This is a genomic window from Massilia sp. CT11-137 (assembly GCF_047302885.1).
In the GTDB taxonomy this organism is placed as follows: Bacteria; Pseudomonadota; Gammaproteobacteria; order Burkholderiales; family Burkholderiaceae_D; genus Telluria; species Telluria orientalis.
On the sequence record NZ_JBKYMP010000002.1, the window covers coordinates 1,189,274 to 1,204,733 of the forward strand.

General features: G+C 67.2%; 20 protein-coding genes. 1 reads left to right on the top strand and 19 read right to left on the bottom strand.

Annotation, left to right across the window (positions count from 1 at the left end):
- Nucleotides 1-38 precede the first annotated feature (38 nt).
- From ACEN98_RS22055 to flgB, 3 genes are read right to left on the bottom strand one after another with little or no spacing between them, the layout of a single operon-like run.
- Entirely contained in the window at nt 39-704 is a 666-nt protein-coding gene (locus ACEN98_RS22055; protein ID WP_413387087.1) for a flagellar hook capping FlgD N-terminal domain-containing protein, read from the bottom strand.
- A 2-nt stretch (nt 705-706) separates the two neighbouring features.
- Nucleotides 707-1,111, bottom strand: coding sequence for a flagellar basal body rod protein FlgC (gene flgC / locus ACEN98_RS22060; protein WP_036235094.1), 405 nt, complete (start codon nt 1,109-1,111; stop codon nt 707-709).
- Nucleotides 1,112-1,121: 10 nt separating this feature from the next.
- Entirely contained in the window at nt 1,122-1,481 is a 360-nt protein-coding gene (flgB, locus tag ACEN98_RS22065) for a flagellar basal body rod protein FlgB (protein WP_056123393.1), read from the bottom strand.
- Between the two features lie 160 nt (nt 1,482-1,641).
- Here flgB and flgA point away from each other — a divergent pair, with 160 nt between their 5' ends.
- Nucleotides 1,642-2,268, top strand: a complete 627-nt coding sequence (flgA, locus tag ACEN98_RS22070) for a flagellar basal body P-ring formation chaperone FlgA (RefSeq protein ID WP_413387088.1) — start codon at nt 1,642-1,644, stop codon at nt 2,266-2,268.
- Here flgA and ACEN98_RS22075 read toward each other — a convergent pair.
- From ACEN98_RS22075 to fliF, 16 genes are read right to left on the bottom strand one after another with little or no spacing between them, the layout of a single operon-like run.
- Nucleotides 2,258-2,980 (bottom strand): glucosaminidase domain-containing protein, encoded by a 723-nt coding sequence (locus tag ACEN98_RS22075; protein WP_413387089.1) that lies wholly within the window; start codon nt 2,978-2,980, stop codon nt 2,258-2,260. The genes flgA and ACEN98_RS22075 overlap by 11 nt on opposite strands.
- The gene (gene flgN / locus ACEN98_RS22080) at nt 2,967-3,395 is read right to left on the bottom strand and encodes a flagellar export chaperone FlgN (RefSeq protein WP_413387090.1); all 429 of its coding nucleotides are present in this window, start codon (nt 3,393-3,395) and stop codon (nt 2,967-2,969) included. Before flgN ends, ACEN98_RS22075 begins: the two co-directional genes overlap by 14 nt.
- Nucleotides 3,396-3,399: 4 nt before the next feature.
- Complete coding sequence (gene flgM / locus ACEN98_RS22085) at nt 3,400-3,678, bottom strand: flagellar biosynthesis anti-sigma factor FlgM (RefSeq protein WP_413387091.1); 279 nt, start codon at nt 3,676-3,678, stop codon at nt 3,400-3,402.
- Nucleotides 3,679-3,707: 29 nt separating this feature from the next.
- Nucleotides 3,708-4,676 (bottom strand): flagellar motor protein MotB, encoded by a 969-nt coding sequence (locus ACEN98_RS22090; RefSeq protein WP_413387092.1) that lies wholly within the window; start codon nt 4,674-4,676, stop codon nt 3,708-3,710.
- 13 nt (nt 4,677-4,689) lie between these two features.
- Nucleotides 4,690-5,580, bottom strand: a complete 891-nt coding sequence (gene motA, locus ACEN98_RS22095; protein WP_056123405.1) for a flagellar motor stator protein MotA — start codon at nt 5,578-5,580, stop codon at nt 4,690-4,692.
- Between the two features lie 26 nt (nt 5,581-5,606).
- The gene (locus ACEN98_RS22100) at nt 5,607-6,338 is read right to left on the bottom strand and encodes a FliA/WhiG family RNA polymerase sigma factor (protein ID WP_413387093.1); all 732 of its coding nucleotides are present in this window, start codon (nt 6,336-6,338) and stop codon (nt 5,607-5,609) included.
- A 23-nt stretch (nt 6,339-6,361) separates the two neighbouring features.
- Nucleotides 6,362-6,823 (bottom strand): flagellar basal body-associated FliL family protein, encoded by a 462-nt coding sequence (locus ACEN98_RS22105; RefSeq protein ID WP_413387095.1) that lies wholly within the window; start codon nt 6,821-6,823, stop codon nt 6,362-6,364.
- 51 nt (nt 6,824-6,874) lie between these two features.
- Nucleotides 6,875-8,041, bottom strand: coding sequence for a flagellar hook-length control protein FliK (locus tag ACEN98_RS22110; RefSeq protein WP_413387096.1), 1,167 nt, complete (start codon nt 8,039-8,041; stop codon nt 6,875-6,877).
- A gap of 2 nt (nt 8,042-8,043) precedes the next feature.
- A complete protein-coding gene (locus ACEN98_RS22115; protein ID WP_413387097.1) occupies nt 8,044-8,373 on the bottom strand; it encodes a hypothetical protein in 330 nt (109 codons plus the stop codon).
- Nucleotides 8,366-8,755: a flagellar export chaperone FliS gene (gene fliS, locus ACEN98_RS22120; RefSeq protein ID WP_413343267.1), complete on the bottom strand. Its 390-nt coding sequence runs from the start codon at nt 8,753-8,755 to the stop codon at nt 8,366-8,368. Before fliS ends, ACEN98_RS22115 begins: the two co-directional genes overlap by 8 nt.
- A 10-nt stretch (nt 8,756-8,765) precedes the next feature.
- On the bottom strand, nt 8,766-10,223 hold the full coding sequence (gene fliD, locus ACEN98_RS22125; protein ID WP_413387098.1) for a flagellar filament capping protein FliD: 1,458 nt from the start codon (nt 10,221-10,223) through the stop codon (nt 8,766-8,768).
- A 14-nt stretch (nt 10,224-10,237) separates the two neighbouring features.
- On the bottom strand, nt 10,238-10,690 hold the full coding sequence (gene fliJ / locus ACEN98_RS22130; RefSeq protein WP_413387099.1) for a flagellar export protein FliJ: 453 nt from the start codon (nt 10,688-10,690) through the stop codon (nt 10,238-10,240).
- Nucleotides 10,687-12,003 carry a flagellar protein export ATPase FliI gene (gene fliI / locus ACEN98_RS22135; protein WP_413387100.1) on the bottom strand — a complete coding sequence of 439 codons (1,317 nt, stop codon included), beginning with the start codon at nt 12,001-12,003 and terminating at the stop codon, nt 10,687-10,689. Before fliI ends, fliJ begins: the two co-directional genes overlap by 4 nt.
- Nucleotides 12,000-12,692 carry a flagellar assembly protein FliH gene (gene fliH / locus ACEN98_RS22140; protein ID WP_413387101.1) on the bottom strand — a complete coding sequence of 231 codons (693 nt, stop codon included), beginning with the start codon at nt 12,690-12,692 and terminating at the stop codon, nt 12,000-12,002. Before fliH ends, fliI begins: the two co-directional genes overlap by 4 nt.
- Nucleotides 12,689-13,711, bottom strand: a complete 1,023-nt coding sequence (locus ACEN98_RS22145) for a flagellar motor switch protein FliG (RefSeq protein WP_413343258.1) — start codon at nt 13,709-13,711, stop codon at nt 12,689-12,691. The genes fliH and ACEN98_RS22145 overlap by 4 nt, the downstream gene beginning before the upstream one ends.
- Complete coding sequence (gene fliF, locus ACEN98_RS22150; protein ID WP_413387102.1) at nt 13,692-15,446, bottom strand: flagellar basal-body MS-ring/collar protein FliF; 1,755 nt, start codon at nt 15,444-15,446, stop codon at nt 13,692-13,694. Before fliF ends, ACEN98_RS22145 begins: the two co-directional genes overlap by 20 nt.
- Nucleotides 15,447-15,460: the final 14 nt, after the last annotated feature.

Consider the following 15,460-nt stretch of genomic DNA (forward strand, 5'->3'; position numbering starts at 1 on the left):
GATTCCTTAAATGCGTTGCGGTAGAGGGTGGGCGCCGTTCAGGAGCCCGTCTTGCCGTTGAAACCCGTGACGGCCGAGGGATCGACCTCGCCGATGTTGGCCACCTGGAGCACGACGCTGGTGCCGTTCACGCGCACGCTGTTCAGGCGCGCCGCCACTTCGATCGTCGGGGCGCTGCCGTCCGACGGCTTGGCCTGGATCCTGTACGTGCCGGGCGCCAGGCCAAGGGCGTCCGGATCGATCGTGAACGACTGGGCGCCCGAACCGGGACCCAGGTCGACTTCATGCTGGCGGCCGTCGACGCCGGTCAGGACCAGGCTCGTGCCGGCCGAGAGACCATTCAGTTGCACGGTGCCGTTCACCTTGCCGCCGTCGAGCCTGACGGTGTCCGTCGCGACCGTGACGTCGGAACCCACCTGGCCGCCCATCGCGAGCGTCTGCAGGCTTTGCAGGACGGATGCGCTGGCGGTCGTCGTCTGCGACAGGTTCTGCAATGCCTCGGTCTGCGACAGCTGCGACAGCTGGTTCACGTACTGGGTCGGATCCTGCGGCGACAGCGGATCCTGGTTCTGGATCTGCGCCACCAGCAGCTTGGTGAACATGTCCTTGTTGGCCTCGGTCGGCGCCTGCGTTGCGATTTTGTTGCTGCCCGTATTCGACGTGCTGCCGAACTGGGTGTTGGTGGCGTGATTGGTGGTCACCATGTTCAGGATTCTCCCAGCTTGAGCAGCGACTGCTGCATGGATTTGATGCGTCCGAGGACTTCGACGTTGGTTTCGAAGGCGCGGCTGGCGGACATCATGTCGGCCATCTCGGACACTTCGTTGACGTTCGTGTAATAGACCATGCCGTCGGCATCGGCCTTCGGGTTGCCCGGCTCGTGCACGCGGCGCAGCGGCTCGGCGCTCTCGACCACGTCGAGCACCTGCACGCCCGCGCTGGCGTTGTTGCCCATGACGGCCGCGAAGACCGGCTTGCGGGCGCGGTACGCTTCCGCTTCGGAGCCGGCCGCGACGTCGGCGTTGGCCAGGTTGCTGGCAATCGTGTTCAGGCGCACCGACTGCGCCGCCATCGCCGAACCGGCGATCTGGGAAATATCCTTGAAGCCCATTGTTGACCTGTTATTGACCGTTGATGGCTTTTGCCAGACCGCGCAACTGCATGTTGATGAAGGTGAGGCTGGTATTGAAATCGGAAGAGTTCTGGCCGAACGCGGCCTGTTCGACGCCGATCTCGACGGTGTTGCCGTCGGCGCTCGGGTGGTAGGGCACGCGGTACAGGGGCTGGTCGTCGCTCAGGCTGAGCTCGCCGTTCTCGGTGTCGATACGATCCTGCAACATGGCGCCAAAGTCGATGTCACGGGCGGTGTAGCCGGGCGTGCTCTCGTTGGCAATGTTCGCCGCCAGCACCTTGGTGCGCTCGGCGCGCAGTTCCAGCGCGTCGGCATGCACACCCAGTGCATCTTTGAAATTAATCGTCATGTCGGGAACTCCTGTCGGTTGAACTTCGGATGATTGGTTAGAATCAGATTTTTTCCGCAGCCACTATTCTCTAATGATTGCTTTCTGTAAGGCAACCCTTGCCGCTTCATCACTGATACTATTTTCTGCGTTCGCGCAAGCGGCGACGCCGTCGATTCCCATGCAAATCGAGCAATCGGCCCGTGCCGAACTGGAAAGACAGATGGCCGCGTCCGGCTTGACCGAACCGCAATTCGAGATTGCCGTCGTGACCGCGCGGCCGGCGCCGCCGTGCAGCCAGCAAGTGGCCGTGGAACCGCTCGATACCCGTTTTCCCCAGAGGATGCGCTTCGTGGCGCGCTGTCCGGACACGCCCGGATGGCGGTACGAGTACGTCGTCCGCGCGCGCGTGACGGCCATGGTCGCGATCGCGGCGGCGCCGGTGGCGGCCAATGAAGCGTTGACGGATGCACAAGTCACGATCGAGCGGCGTGATATTTCCAACATTGCCGATCCGATCAGCAATCCGGCCGACGCGGTCGGACAAATGTCTCGTCGCATGTTGCGTCCAGGAGACATTTTGCGCAGCGGCCAGCTCAGCAGCCCCGTTTTGGTGAAGCGCGGCGATGCCGTCATGATGATCGCGCGGCGCGAAGGCATCGAAGTCAGCATGGCCGGAGAAGCACTGGATGCGGGCAGCAAGGGCGCGGTCGTGCGCGTGCGCAACGCCGGCAGCGGGCAAGTCGTGCGCATGCGCGTCGCCGGACCCGGCGCGGTTGAGCCGATCGACATGGCGATCAGCCGCTGATGTTCTGCAGTTTGCCGGCCAGGCGCGACAGCTTGGCCGCATAAGCGGGGTCGGTGGCATAGCCGCCCTTCGCGAGGCCGGCGGCAAAGGCCTGGGCGTCGGCGCCGGCGCCGAGTGCGCCACGGAAGCGCGGATTGTCGATCAGCATCTGCGCATAATCGCGGAAGGCGCTGGCCTGGTCCGGGTAGGCGCGGAACTTCGCGCTCGTCTTGATGGCGGCCCCGGCGACGTATTCGGTGGTGGCGGACTGGGCGACATCGCCTTTCCAGCTGGCGCCGGCCTTGATGCCGAACAGGTTATAGGATGAACTCCCGTCCGCATTGCGCAGCGGACGCTGGCCCCAGCCGGATTCCAGTGCGGCGTGCGCGGAGACGAGCTCGGGTGCCACGCCCAGCTTGCCGGCCGCTTCTTTCGCCCATGGCGCGATGCTTTCCAGGAAAGCCTGCTGGTCGGGCGACGCGTCGGTGTCGCCGCCCATCAGGGCCGCCGTTGCGCCCTGGCTGCGCGCGGCCCACATGCGGCCCTCCGCGCTGAGCTGTGCGCTCGGCGCGAAATCGCCGCCGCCGTTCTGGATGAAGTCGGTGACTTCGCCCTGCACCTCGTTGAAGATGCCGCCGAATTTGCCGCCGCCGTTGCCGATCGGCGCGGTGGGCGCGGTGGCCGCGGTCGGGGTCAATGAGGGGATCGACGTCGTGAATTCAGCGTGGCGCATAGGTATCGTCTTCGCCGTGCAGCAGGCGTTGCATGATCGTAAATTGTTCAGCCATCAGATTGCCGTTGCGCGTCGTCGCCTGCTTGCAGTCGCGCACGAGCGTCTCGAGCTGTTCCCAGTCGGCCTGGCCGCGCGTGCGCTGCGGCGCCGGCAGGCTGCCGAACAGGTCGTCCATCGTCGCTTGCGGGCCCAGCAGGGCGCGCACGAGCTGCACGCGCTGCTGGCGGCGCTGTTCCATCGCGTCCAGCTCGGGCGCGAGGGATTCGGCCAGCAGCGTCAGTTCGGTGCCGCGGTGGCGCATCGCGGCCTGGAATTGGCGTTCCAGCAGGTCGCGGATCGTGCCGCAGGCGGTCAGGTCGGCCTGGACACCATCCAGCAGGCGCACGACGGCCTGGTCGCGGGTCATGCGGCTCATGGGTTCACGCCTTGCTGCCGTGGAAGCGCTGGATCAGGCCGGCCAGGCGGCCCGCGTCGAACGGCAGTTCGCCCTTGGCCAGCGCGTCGCGCAGCTCGGCCACGCGGGCGGCGTCGAAGTCGGGCAGGGCGCCAAGCGCTTTCTGGGCCGGCTGCAGCACGGCGGATTCGAGGGCGTCGTTGCCCGCCGGGGCGGCGACTGGGGCCGCCGCCGGCGCGGCGGCGGCGCCGCCCACCTGCGGGGCGATCGAGACGGAAGGCGAAGAGGCACTGGAAATCTTCATGCGTGGTCCTCGGGTTTTCGATTGAATCGTCATGGTTTCTTTACCATCTGGCTGCGCAGGTCCTTCAGCGCCGGATCGTCCGTTGTGGACGTGGACGCGTCGGACGTCAGGGCTTCGGTATCCGCCGGGGTGCCGAACATGGTCTTGATGGCAGCCGCTTGCCTGCTGGTCAGGATCAACAATTCGATACGGCGGTTGGCCGAAGCATCCGGATGGGCCGCGTCGATCGGGGCGCGGTCGGCCATGCCGACCAGTTGCAGGATGCTGGTGTTGCGCATCCCGCCGACGAGCAGTTCGGACCGCGCAGCCAGAGCGCGGTTGACCGACAGGCTCCAGTTGGAATAGCTGGTCGGTCCGGCCTTAGTGTACTGCAAGGAGTCGGTGTGGCCTACGATCAGCATCTGATTTTCCATTTTTTCGAACAGCGGCGCCATCGCACGCAACAGTTTTGCGAACTTGGCGGTCGGCAGCGGGCTGCCGCGCACGAACATGCCCTGGCGGTCGGTGTCGTGCAACATCACGCGCAGGCCGTCCGGTGTGATCACGGTGGCAAGGTTCGACGCGAGGCCGGCGTCCGCGCTCATCTGCTGGAGCTGGTGCGCCAGCGCGGCCAGTTCGGACGGCGATTCGTACTTCGTGCGCACCGTCTGGGTATTCGCCCTGGCGCCGGCCGCCGGACCTTCGGCGCCGCCGTTGCTCTTCGGGAGCTGGAAGCGTTCGATCAGGCTGCCGGCGGGGCTCGACTTGATTTCCGGCTTGCCGCCCGTACCTTCGATCAGGCCGCTGGCCGTGTTGTCGCGCACGATGTTCTTGACCTGCTGGGCTTCGCGCGCGGCGATCAGCCACAGCACGAGGAACAGCGCCATCAGCGCCATGCAGAAGTCGGCGAAGGCGACCTTCCACGCGCCGCCGTGTTCGTCGTCGTGATGCTTGCCGCCGCCACGTTTGACGATGGTCGCTTCGTGCTTTTCGGCGGCGACTTTCTTGGTTGCTTGCACTTATCGCTCCAGATCAGGCCTTGCGCCTGGCGCCGGCGTCCTCGCCGTCGGCCATCGCGTTGATCCACGCTTCGAGCTGGGCGAAGCTGGGCTTGGTGTTCAGCTGGATCAGGCGGCGGCCCGCGTCGATCGCCAGCAGGGGCGGCTTGCCGGCGACGTGGGTGCACAGCACGACCTTCACGGTTTCCATCGTCGACGCTTCGGAATTGACCAGCTGCTTCATCATGCCGGAGATCGGGTCGAGCACGCCGTAGCAGAAGAAGATACCGATGAACGTGCCGACCATCGCGGCGCCGACGTGTTCGGCGATCTCGGCGGTGTCGGCCCCTTCGCCGACCGAGTTCATCGTGATCACGATGCCCAGCACGGCGGCCAGGATGCCGAAGCCCGGCATTGCCTCGGCGATCTTGTGCAGCGATTTCGACGGCTGGGTCAGTTCGTCGTGGATGGCCTCGAGTTCCTGTTCGAGCACGCCTTCCAGCTCGTGGGCGTTGATCTTGCCCATTGCCATCAGGCGGAAGTTGTCGACGATGAACGCCAGCAGCTTCGGTTCTTCGAGAATCCGCGGATAGCGCTGGAACATCGGGCTGTCCTTCGGCGCCTCGACGTGGGCGTCGAGTGCCTTCAGGCCGCCCGCGGCCGTCTGCAGCAGTTCGTACATCAGCAGCAGTAGCTGGCGCTGGAATTCGGAGTCGTGCTTGTGCTTGCTCGCGACCTTCCTGACCTGGGAAAACAGTTCGGCCAGCACGTGCTTGGGGTTGCCCAGCACGAGTGCGCCGACGGCGGCGCCACAGATGACGAGCATCTCGGTCGGTTGCCAGATGGCGAGGGCGCTGCCGCCCATCATGAGGTAGCCGCCGAACACGGCACCGAGCACGATGAGAATGCCAAGGATTTGCATGATTGTTATTACCTTTCTTGTCTGGTCGTTCAGGCCTGGGCGAGCGCCGCTTTCATCTTGGCCAGCGCACTCTTGTTGAGCTGGCAGACGCGGGCGTCGGACAGGTCGAGCACGGCCGCGATTTCCTTGTAGCTGAGCTCGAATTCATAAATCATCTGGATCACGCGCTGCTCGCGTTCGTTCAGGGCGCCCAGTGCCTGCTCCAGGCTGCGGCGTACCATGAACTGTTCTTCCGGACCGGGGGCGTTGTGGGCGCGCTCGGTCGCTTCCTGCAGCACATCGTCGAAGCTGAGCAGCTCCTCGGCAACGTCATCCAGCAGGAACTGGCGCCAGTCTTCCTGGCTGATGCCGAGCGCCTCCGCCGCTTCCTTGTCGTTCGGCTCGCGGCCGAGCTTGCGGGTGAGGGCACGCACGGCGTCGCGCATCTTGTGGCTGTCCTGGCGCACGGCGCGCGGGCGCCAGTCCTGGCGGCGCAGCTCGTCGAGGATCGCGCCGCGCACGCGCAGCGACGCGTAGCTGGAGAAGCCGGTGTCCGGGGTGCCGTAGCGGCGCAGCGCTTCGAGCAGGCCCATCAGCCCGATCTGCTCCATGTCCTCGCGTCCCATCGCGCCCGACACCTGCGACGTGAGCTGGCGCGCGATGCGCTTGACGAGCGGGGCATAGGCGACGAGATGTTTCTGCTCTTCGGCCGCGCTCATGGCCGCGTGGATGGCGGCGTCGGCATATTCGCTGCTGGCGTAGCTGTCGGCGTAGTCGGTCATGTAACCCACGTTGTCCCCGATGGTTATTCGATGATCAGCTTGCCGATCATGACTTGCACGAACGGTTTTTCCGTGTGCTCATGCTCATAATTGGCGTCGAAGGATTTGTTCAGTTCTTCCGCGTACTGTTCCACCGTCATGCCGGCCGCTTCCTTCATCGTGTAGGCCGACAGGGTACGCACCGCCAGGCTGCGCAGCAGCGGCAGGTTTTCCTTCGTTTCCTTTTCCTTCTCCGCTTCCGTCGACAAGACGAGGTCGGTCGACAGGTAGTGGGTGTCGGCGTCGTCCGGGCCGCGGCGCAGCATCACGATGACCTTGTCCAACGTCACGTACTTGACCGGCTTGCCTTCCCTGGCCCTTTCCGCTTCCGCTTTTTTCGCCGCGCCGGCGGCTGCCGCGGGCTTGGGCATGAACCACCAGACCGCGCCACCCGCACCGGCCGCGCTCACTATCACGGCGCTGGCGATGGCAATCATCATTTTCATTTTGCTCATGTTGGTACTTGCGCCCGAAAGCGCTCTTGATTCGTCCGTTGCTTACGAGTCGCGGCCGAGATTGAACACGGACGCGGGGTTGCCGGCCTCGGCCAGACCGCGGCCGGGCTCGTTGTCCTGGTCGCGGCCTTGCTGGCGGCCGCGGCCCTGCTGCTGCGGGTCGCCGAACGGCGCCGCATTGTTCCTGGGTGCCGGTGTCACCGTCACGGCGACCTCCGTGTACTGGCGCTGCGACAAATCGTTGCGCAGGTTGTCGCTGACGGTCTGCAACTGGCGCAGCACGTCGCCGTTGGTGGCCGAGATGTTCACCTCCAGCATGCCGGCGCTGTGGCGGATCGCAATGTCGATGCGGCCCAGCTGGGGCGGCTCGATGCTGATCGTGGCCTGCTGCACGTTGCCCGCGACGTGGACATTCAGGCGGTCGCCCAGCGTTTCCTGCAGAGTCTGGCGCCATGCGGTCGGCGGACCGGCCAGCTTGACGGTGTCGGCGACCGGCTGGGCAGCCGGCAAGGTCACGGCGCCCACGACCGGCGCGGCCGTGGCGCTGCCCGGCTGGACGCCCTGTGCACCGGACCCGTCCGTCGCGGCGTCCTGGCCGCCGGTACCGGCGTTGCCGTTGGCGGCATTGCCCTGGACGGCCAGGCGCACGTTGGCGGCGGTCGCATCCTGCTGGGCGGCTTGCGCGAGCACAGCCTGCGGCAGGGCCACCGGTGCGCGGCGGGCCTCCTGGCCGGAGACTGCGAGCGGCTGCGCCGGCGTGTCGGCCTTGCCGGTCTCGTCCGTGCCGGTGTGCGCGCCGCCCTGGGCAGCCTGCACGGCCTGGGTGACCTGTTGCGGCGACAGCGGCATCAGCGGCATCGTCATCGCGGCCAGCAGGGGATTGTCCGGCGTGGCGGCGTCGTCGGCCGGCGCAGTGTCGGTCGCGGCGGCGGTCGCGGCGTCGGTGGGCGCGCTCGCTTGCGCGGCGGCGGCGTCCGCTGCCGGATCCGCCGCGGCGTCGGTCGGCGCCTGTGTGCCCGCGCCGTTCTGCAGGCCGAGCCAGCGGGCGAACGTCTTGCCCGGCGCCTGCGCCGGCGCAGGCGCGGCGCCGGCGGTCGTGGATTGCGTGGCTGCCGCCGCGGTCGGTGCATCCTTGGCGGCAGCCGGGGCATTCGCCTGCTTGGCGGCCGGCTGGGCCGACGTGGACGGGGTTGCGGTATTGAGCATCATGGTCATTCCTGGCTTGCGCCTGATTCTGTTTCGCTGTGCATCGCGTAGGCGATCCAGCCGTCCTTGTTGGCGCGCATCTCTTCCAGGCGCGGTTCGAGCGCGCGCGCGGCGGCGGCCACGTCGCGCGCGGCCGTGTCGTGCTGGGCACGCACGCGTTCCAGCGCGGTGCGTTCCCCGGCGGTCCACGGCCCCTGTGCGGCGAGCGCGTTCAAGGCCGGCAAGAGGGCACGGGCCTGTTCGCCCAGCCGGTCCCAGTCCTGGCGCGCGGCGGCGTCCTGCAGGGCATTGCCTAATAGCGCCAGCGGTGCAAGCCGGTCGGTCCTGTCAGCCATTGCGCGCCTGTACGCCGGCCCAGCCCTGGCGGATGGTGGTCAGGATGCGCACGACCTCGTCGATCATCGCCGGGTCCTGCTTGATGCCGGCGCCGTGCAGGTGCGTGACGCAGAAGTCATACAGGTTGGCGAGGTTGGCGACGACCTGGCCGCCGGTCTCGAAATCGAGCGAGCTGGACAGGCCGTTGATGATGTCGACGCATTTGTTGATGCTGTGGGCGCGCTGTTCGTAGCGCTTGGCCACGATGTGGGCGCGGGCGCGCGCCAGTTCGTCGAGCAGGCCATCGGTCAGCACCAGGACGAGTTCGATCGGCGAGGCGCGCGACGTTTGCGCGTCCAGGCTGGTGGCGTGATAGCTGCTGTAGGCTTCGGTATAAGACATCGCGAATCTCTCAGTTGGATGAGCTGCTGTTGAACAGCGCGCTGAACATCGAAGAATTGTTTTGCATGGTCGACTGCAGGGCCTGCAGGGCGGTGTACTGCTTCAGGTAGCGCTGATAGGCCCCATCGTACTTGGCATCGAGTTCCGTCTGGCGCTCGGTCAGGCGCGACTGCAGCTTGCTGTTGGCGTCGGTACGCTGCTGGATCTGGCCGGAGGTCGTGTTGCTCCACATGTTCAGGTAGGTGTTCAGCGAGCCCGCGATGCCTTTCGGTGCCGACGTGCTGGCGGTGCCGATCAGCGTGTCGAGACCGGTCGGATTGACGGCCAGCTGCTTTTGCAGGCGCGCCGAATCCAGGCTCAGGGTGCCGTCGTGGGCGGCCGTGATGCCGTAGCTGGCCAGCGACAGCACGCCGCTCGGCCGCAGCAGGTCGACGACGCGGTTGCGCAGCGCGGTCACGCCCGCGTCGTGAGCAAACGCGCCGGCCGCGACGTTGTTCTTGGGGTCGCCCGCCGAGAGGAGGCCGTCGAGTGCGCTCTTGAGTTTGTTGTAGGCGTCGACGAACGCCTGCACGTTCGCCGTCGTGCCGGTGGCGTTGCCGCCCACCGTCAGCGTGATCGGCGTGGCGCCCGGCGCCTGGGCCTTGGTCGCCGTGAACGATACGCCGTCGATGTTGGTGAAGATGTTCGACGCCTGCGTGACTTCCGTCGTGGGGTCGGTGGGATCGCCGAAGTTGACGATGGCGTCCTGGGCCGTACTCATGACCGTGGGCGCGGCGTTCAGGGCGGACTGCAGGTTGGCGTCGAGCACGCCGGTCGTATCGAGCGAGATGGTGTTCGCCGCGCCGGTTTTCGTCGACGACAGCACGAGACGCGACGTCGCGCTGGCGCCGGTGCCGATCGTGACGATGCCGGCCGTGACCTTGCCGCCATTGTCGGCGGACTGGTTGATGGCCACCGCAAGCTCGCGCGCGGTGAGCGTGCCGTTCTTGTCCGCATCGGCGGCGGCGAGGTCGACGTTGATGGTGACCGGGGTCGCGCCGAGGTCGGCCGGGTCGGCCAGGTTCAGCTTCAATACGCCGGGCTGGTAGGTGCCATCGGGCTGCTGTTCCGCGCTCAGGTCAAAGTCGCCCAGGTTGTAGGCGATCTGGCTCGGCGTCGCCACCTGCTTGACGAACACGCTGTAGGCGCCGGGCGCCGCGGTCGAGCTGGCGGTGGCCGTACCAAGCGTCGTGTCGGACAACGTGGCGCTCTGGGCGAGCATCGACTTGCCGATGCCGGCCAGGCTGGCGAGGGACGTCTGGTAAGCCGAGATCGCGGAGCTCAGCGTCGTCAGGGCCTTGGCCGTGGCGTTCGCCGTATTGGTCTGCGTGGTCAGCTGGGTCTGTGCACCTTCGATGTACTTGTCGGCCAGGGCCTTGGCGGTGCTGGTCGGGTCGTAGGTGGGGGCGGTGATCGCGCTCGTTGCCATATCGGTTCTCCTGCTTATACGTTCTTTGCCAGCCACGACTGCGTGGCGATCTCGTCTTCGCGTTTGCGCTGCGTGCGTTCTTGCGCACGCGCATACGCGTCCTCGTGCTGCTCCAGCACCTTGCCCAGCAGCTCGCGCCGCGTCCAGGCCTGGGCCAGATGCTTCTGCGCGACGGCCATGTCGGCCTCGTGCAACTGCAGGTCGGTCCGGTGCGTATCCGCCAGCGCGAACACGGCCTGCTTGTAATTGCCGCAGTTGATGGCCAGCGCCGGCGACAGCGCGCGTGCGCCGGCCGGCTGCCCCGACGGGCCGCTGCCTTCCGCCAGCGCCGTCAGGCGCTCCACGCTGGCCTGGTAGCGCGCACGCGTCGCCTCCTTCTTCGCCAGCGCCGTCTGCATGCGTTCCACTTCGGTGCTGCGCACGCGTACGAGCGTGTCCAGGCTGGTGATCGTCTCGCGCTTGCTCATGCCATCATCGCTTTCAGTTGGTCGACGCAGTCCGCGAACGGCGCGTCTTCGCGCGTGCCCTGGCACAGGAACGCCTCGATGTGCGGGTGCAGCTTCACGGCGCGGTCGGTTTCCGGATCGGCGCCCGGCTGGTACGCGCCGAGCGGGATCAGGTCGCGCACGCGCGCATGCTTCGCCAGCGCGGCCTTCAGCTTGCGCGCCGCCTGTGAGTGTTCCGGCGTCACCACCTGCGCCATGCAGCGGCTGATGGATTGCGCCACGTCGATCGCCGGGTAGTGCCCGCGTTCGGCCAGTTCGCGCGTCAGCACGATGTGGCCGTCGAGGATCGCGCGGGCGCTGTCGACGACCGGGTCCTGCTGGTCGTCGCCTTCCGCCAGCACGGTGTAGATGGCGCTCATGCTGCCCTGTTCGTTTTCGCCGTTGCCGGCCGATTCGACGAGCTGCGGCAGGTTCGAGAACACCGACGGCGGATAGCCGCGCGTGGCCGGCGGCTCGCCCAGCGACAGCGCCACTTCGCGCAGCGCCATCGCGTAGCGCGTCAGCGAATCGCACAGCAGCAGCACGTTCTGGCCGCGGTCGCGGAAATGCGCCGCGATCGAGTGGCACAGTTCCGTCGCCATCACGCGCATCAAGGGACTTTCGTCGGCCGGCGCGACCACCACCACGGCGCGCTTCAGGCCTTCCGGACCGAGCGACTTCTCGATGAACTCGCGCACCTCGCGGTTACGCTCGCCGATCAGACCCACGACGATCACGTCGGCCACGGTCTGGCGCGTGATCAGGCCGAGCAGCACGGATTTACCCACGCCGGAGCCGGCCATCAGGCCGACGCGCTGGCCCTTGCCGAGCGTGAGCATCGAATTGATCGCGCGCACGCCGACGTCCAGCGGTTCTTCCACCGGGGCCTTGCGCAGCGGGTTGACCTTCGGCGGCGTCGTCGACAGGGTTTCCTCTCCACCCAGCTTGCCGCGGCCGTCGATCGGTTCGCCCAGGCCGTTCACCATGCGGCCCATCCACGACGGGCCGATCTGGATGCTGGACGGGCCCGTGGCCGGCAGCACGCGCGCGCCGGTCACGAGGCCGTCGGCCTGCTTGAACGGCATCAGGTACGTGACCTTGTCGCGGAAGCCCACGACCTGCGCGTCGAGCCACGAGCCGTCGACGGTCTCGACGCGGCAGCGCTGGCCCGTGTGCAGGCGGCAGCCCACGCTTTCGAGCAGCAGGCCCTGCACGGCGACGAGGCGCCCGGTGGGCGTCGCGACCGGCGGGGCCTTGATCTCGAGTGCGCGCAGGGTTTCGGCCAGTGCGCTCACTCGGCGTCCTCCTTCGCGGCCGAGTCCAGGCTTTCGCGGACTTGCGCCATGCAGGCGGCGAGGCGGTTCTGGCACCCGGCGTCCACTTCATGGTCGCCCGCACGCACGCGGCACTCGCCCAGGTCCAGGGCGGGATCGGACATCAGGTTCCACTTCTTGGCGCGCTTCGGATCGAGTTCCTGGATGCGCTTGAGTTCTTCCGGATTCATGAACACTTCCACCTCGTCGCGCGTCGGCGGCATCGCGGCCAGCGCCTCGTCGACGAGGTTCAGCATCTGCACGGGTTGCAGCGCCAGCTCGGCGCGGATCACCTGGCGGGCGATCTTGCCGACCAGGTCCACCACTTCCTTGCGCTGGGCGTTGCGGAATTCGGTCTTCATCTTCTTCAGGCTGCGCAGCATGGCGTCGACTGGCTTGGCCATCTGCTCCAGTTCGGCCAGCGCCTGCTGGCGGCCTTCGGCGATGCCGCGCTCCACGCCCTCGGCATGGCCCGCGTCATAGCCGTCGGCACGGCCTTCGTCCAGTCCGACTTCATAGCCTTCGCGCTGGCCTTGGCGATAGCCGTCGGCCACCGCGCTCTGCCAGTCCTCGGTCGGCGTGGCGGAGGACGACGATTGCGCGCCCTTGGCCGCGCCGGCGGCGATGAACTGCGCCAGCGGCGGGAAGTGATAAGGCCGGAACTGCTTCATTCGGCAGTCGCCTCGGCAAACAGCTGGACTTCGATCTCACCGTTGTCGACGAGCTCCTTGACCTGCGCCATGATCTCCTGGCGCGTCTGCACGATGCGCGACATCGGCACCGGGCCGGAACGCTTCATGAGGTCCTCGAAGCTCTGTGCCTGGCGCTTCGGCATCGCGCCGAGCAGCGCGTCGCGCAGCGCGGGTTCGGCACCCTTGAGCGCGATCGCCCACTGCTCCAGCGGGATCTCGTCGAGCAAGCGGGTGATCGTCTGCTCGGTCTGTTTCGACAGGATGAAGAAGTCGTACATCGACATCTCGATCTTCGACACGACATCCGGATCGTGCGCGCGCAGCAGCTCGACCATCGTGGCGCGGTTGTTCGGCAGGCGGTTCAGGATGTCCGCCGCCTGGCGCACGCCTTCCACGGTGGCGCTCTGCGTGTCCAGCGCGGACAGGCAGCGCTGCACCAGCTCTTCCAGCTCGGTGAGCAGGTCGCGGTCGATCTCTTCCAGGCGCGCCAGGTTCAGCAGGACCATCTCGCGGCTGCCTTCCGGCAGCGCATCGATGATCTGGCCGGCCAGCGCGGGCGGCAGGAAGGCGAGGAACACGGCCTGCATCTGCACGTGTTCGGCGGCGATATAGTCGGCCAGCCACTTCGGCGACGCGTACTGCAGGCGCGCCATCATCGGACGGATGGCGTCGCCGTAGATCGTGTTGAGCACGGAATTGGCGATCTCGCTGCCCAGGGCCAGGTCGAGCGAACGCTTCAGGTAGCTGCGCGAAGCGCCGTGCAGGCCGCTCTGCTGGCGGTAGTCGTCGAAGAACTTCTGGATCGAGTTCTTCACGGCGTCGACCTTGATGCCGCTCATGCGGCTCATCACCTGGGTCAGTTCGATCAATTCCTCGCGTTCGAGGCAGCGCAGAACGGCCGCAGCCGGTTCTTCACCAATGGACAGCAATACGATTGCGGCCTGTTCGACCGGGCTCAGCACTGCTTCCTGCACGTCGTTATTGTTCAGATCCGGCATTTTTCTTTTGCACCCATTGTTTGACCACTTCCGCCACCCGCTCCGGCTCCTTGCCCGCCAGGACTTTCAGGTGATCGACCATCACATCCACGGCCGAGCCGGCCGGAGGCAAATCGTATTCCTCGAGCAGCGCCTGGACCGGCAGCGTGCCGCTGGTCGATGCTGCCGCCGCGTCGTCCGGCAGGGCCGCCGCCGCGGTGGCGCCCGGGGCCGGCAGCGCGCCGGCACTGTGCGCGGCACCCGGCAGGGCGTTGCTTGCGCCGGCCTGGACGGTCGCCAGGTTCGGCGCGGCGGCTGCCGCTGCCTGCTGCGGTGCGACGCGCTGGTTCAGCATGCGCATCAGCGGACGCAGGACCAGCAGCCAGCCGAGCAGGGCGCCGAGCGCATACATGCCGTAGCGGACCATGTCGACGATGTTGTCGCGCTCCTGGTACCACGGCTCGACCGCGACCGGGGCCGGGAACGACAGCGCGGACACCGTCAGCACGTCGCCGCGGGTGGCGTCGATGCCGAGGCCACCGCGCAGGATCTTGTCGATGTTGGCGATCTCGGCCGGGGTCCAGCCCGTCTTCGGCGTCGCGGCCCTGGCGTTGTTCAGCACCACCGCCACCGACAGCTTCTTCAGGCGGCCGCGCGAGCGCTTGATCTGCGTGATGGCGCGGTCGTAGGCGTACTGGCGCGTCGTCGCGTTCTTGCGTGCGCTGCCGTCGTCCGCCTTGGCGTTCGGGTCCGCGGCGGCGGCGTTGGCAGCGGCATTCGGATCGGCCGGCGGATTGGCGGCGACCGGAGGACGGTTCGACAGCGTGCCCGGCACGCCCAGCGCCATGCGGCTCTTTTCCATCTCCTCGCGCATCGCTTCGCTGGTGACTTTCGGGTCTGCGCCGTATTTCTCCTGGGTTTCCTCGACCTTGTCGTTGTCGACGTCGGCCGTCACGCTGACCTTGAAGTTGTCGGCGCCGAGCACGGGGCCGAGCAGGCCGGCCACGTTGGCGCGCGCTTCATCCTGGTAGCGCTTGGCGGCGGCATCGCCCTGGGCGGCGCCATCGAAGCCTTCGGTCAGGTCCACGCGCGACGACAGGTAGTTGCCGTTCTGGTCGACGAGCGACACGCGCGCCGGCGCCAGGCCCGCGACGCTGCCCGAGACCATGTTGACGATCGCGGCGATCTGTTCGTTCGACAGCGTGTGGCCCGGCTTGACCGCCACCACGACGGAGGCGGACGACTTGTCGCCGTCGCTGGCGACGAACGACGAGGACTTGGCGATGGCCAGGTGCACGCGTGCCGAGGCGATGGCGTCCAGGGTCTGGATCGACTGCGCCAGTTCGCCTTCCAGGCCGCGGCGGAAGCGCACGTCCTGCACGAACTGCGACACGCCCAGCGGGTCGTTCTTGTCCATCAGCTCCAGGCCGGCCGGCAGCTGCGCGGTCACGCCCTTGGCGGCCAGCAGCATGCGGACCTTGCCCAGCTGGCCGGTCGGCACCATGACCTGGCCCGAATCCGGGTGGATGCGGTAGGGCACGTGCTCGGCGTCGAGCACGCTCATCATGTCGCTGGCGACGACTTTCTCGTGGGCGCCGAACACCGGTTTGTAGCCGGCCTGGTCGTTCCACATGTAGAGCATGACGGCCGCGGTGATGCCGATGGCCAGCACCAGCATCGGGGTCAGGTTCCTGGTCAGCGCGGGCGGCAGGGCCAGGCGCTTGCCGCCGAAGGCGGACTTGAGAGTAGCAATCACGATCGGTTCGTTCC

Bases quoted from the DNA above. Each gene is read 5' to 3' on its own strand.
- fliS (WP_413343267.1), bottom strand. From the start codon at position 8,755: ATGTCTTATACCGAAGCCTACAGCAGCTATCACGCCACCAGCCTGGAC.
- ACEN98_RS22055 (WP_413387087.1), bottom strand. From the start codon at position 704: ATGGTGACCACCAATCACGCCACCAACACCCAGTTCGGCAGCACGTCG.
- ACEN98_RS22145 (WP_413343258.1), bottom strand. From the start codon at position 13,711: ATGCCGGATCTGAACAATAACGACGTGCAGGAAGCAGTGCTGAGCCCG.
- ACEN98_RS22100 (WP_413387093.1), bottom strand. From the start codon at position 6,338: ATGACCGACTACGCCGACAGCTACGCCAGCAGCGAATATGCCGACGCC.
- flgN (WP_413387090.1), bottom strand. From the start codon at position 3,395: ATGAGCCGCATGACCCGCGACCAGGCCGTCGTGCGCCTGCTGGATGGT.
- ACEN98_RS22115 (WP_413387097.1), bottom strand. From the start codon at position 8,373: ATGGCTGACAGGACCGACCGGCTTGCACCGCTGGCGCTATTAGGCAAT.
- ACEN98_RS22075 (WP_413387089.1), bottom strand. From the start codon at position 2,980: ATGCGCCACGCTGAATTCACGACGTCGATCCCCTCATTGACCCCGACC.
- ACEN98_RS22105 (WP_413387095.1), bottom strand. From the start codon at position 6,823: ATGAAAATGATGATTGCCATCGCCAGCGCCGTGATAGTGAGCGCGGCC.
- fliD (WP_413387098.1), bottom strand. From the start codon at position 10,223: ATGGCAACGAGCGCGATCACCGCCCCCACCTACGACCCGACCAGCACC.
- flgB (WP_056123393.1), bottom strand. From the start codon at position 1,481: ATGACGATTAATTTCAAAGATGCACTGGGTGTGCATGCCGACGCGCTG.
- flgA (WP_413387088.1), top strand. From the start codon at position 1,642: ATGCAAATCGAGCAATCGGCCCGTGCCGAACTGGAAAGACAGATGGCC.
- flgC (WP_036235094.1), bottom strand. From the start codon at position 1,111: ATGGGCTTCAAGGATATTTCCCAGATCGCCGGTTCGGCGATGGCGGCG.
- fliH (WP_413387101.1), bottom strand. From the start codon at position 12,692: ATGAAGCAGTTCCGGCCTTATCACTTCCCGCCGCTGGCGCAGTTCATC.
- fliJ (WP_413387099.1), bottom strand. From the start codon at position 10,690: ATGAGCAAGCGCGAGACGATCACCAGCCTGGACACGCTCGTACGCGTG.
- ACEN98_RS22110 (WP_413387096.1), bottom strand. From the start codon at position 8,041: ATGATGCTCAATACCGCAACCCCGTCCACGTCGGCCCAGCCGGCCGCC.
- flgM (WP_413387091.1), bottom strand. From the start codon at position 3,678: ATGAAGATTTCCAGTGCCTCTTCGCCTTCCGTCTCGATCGCCCCGCAG.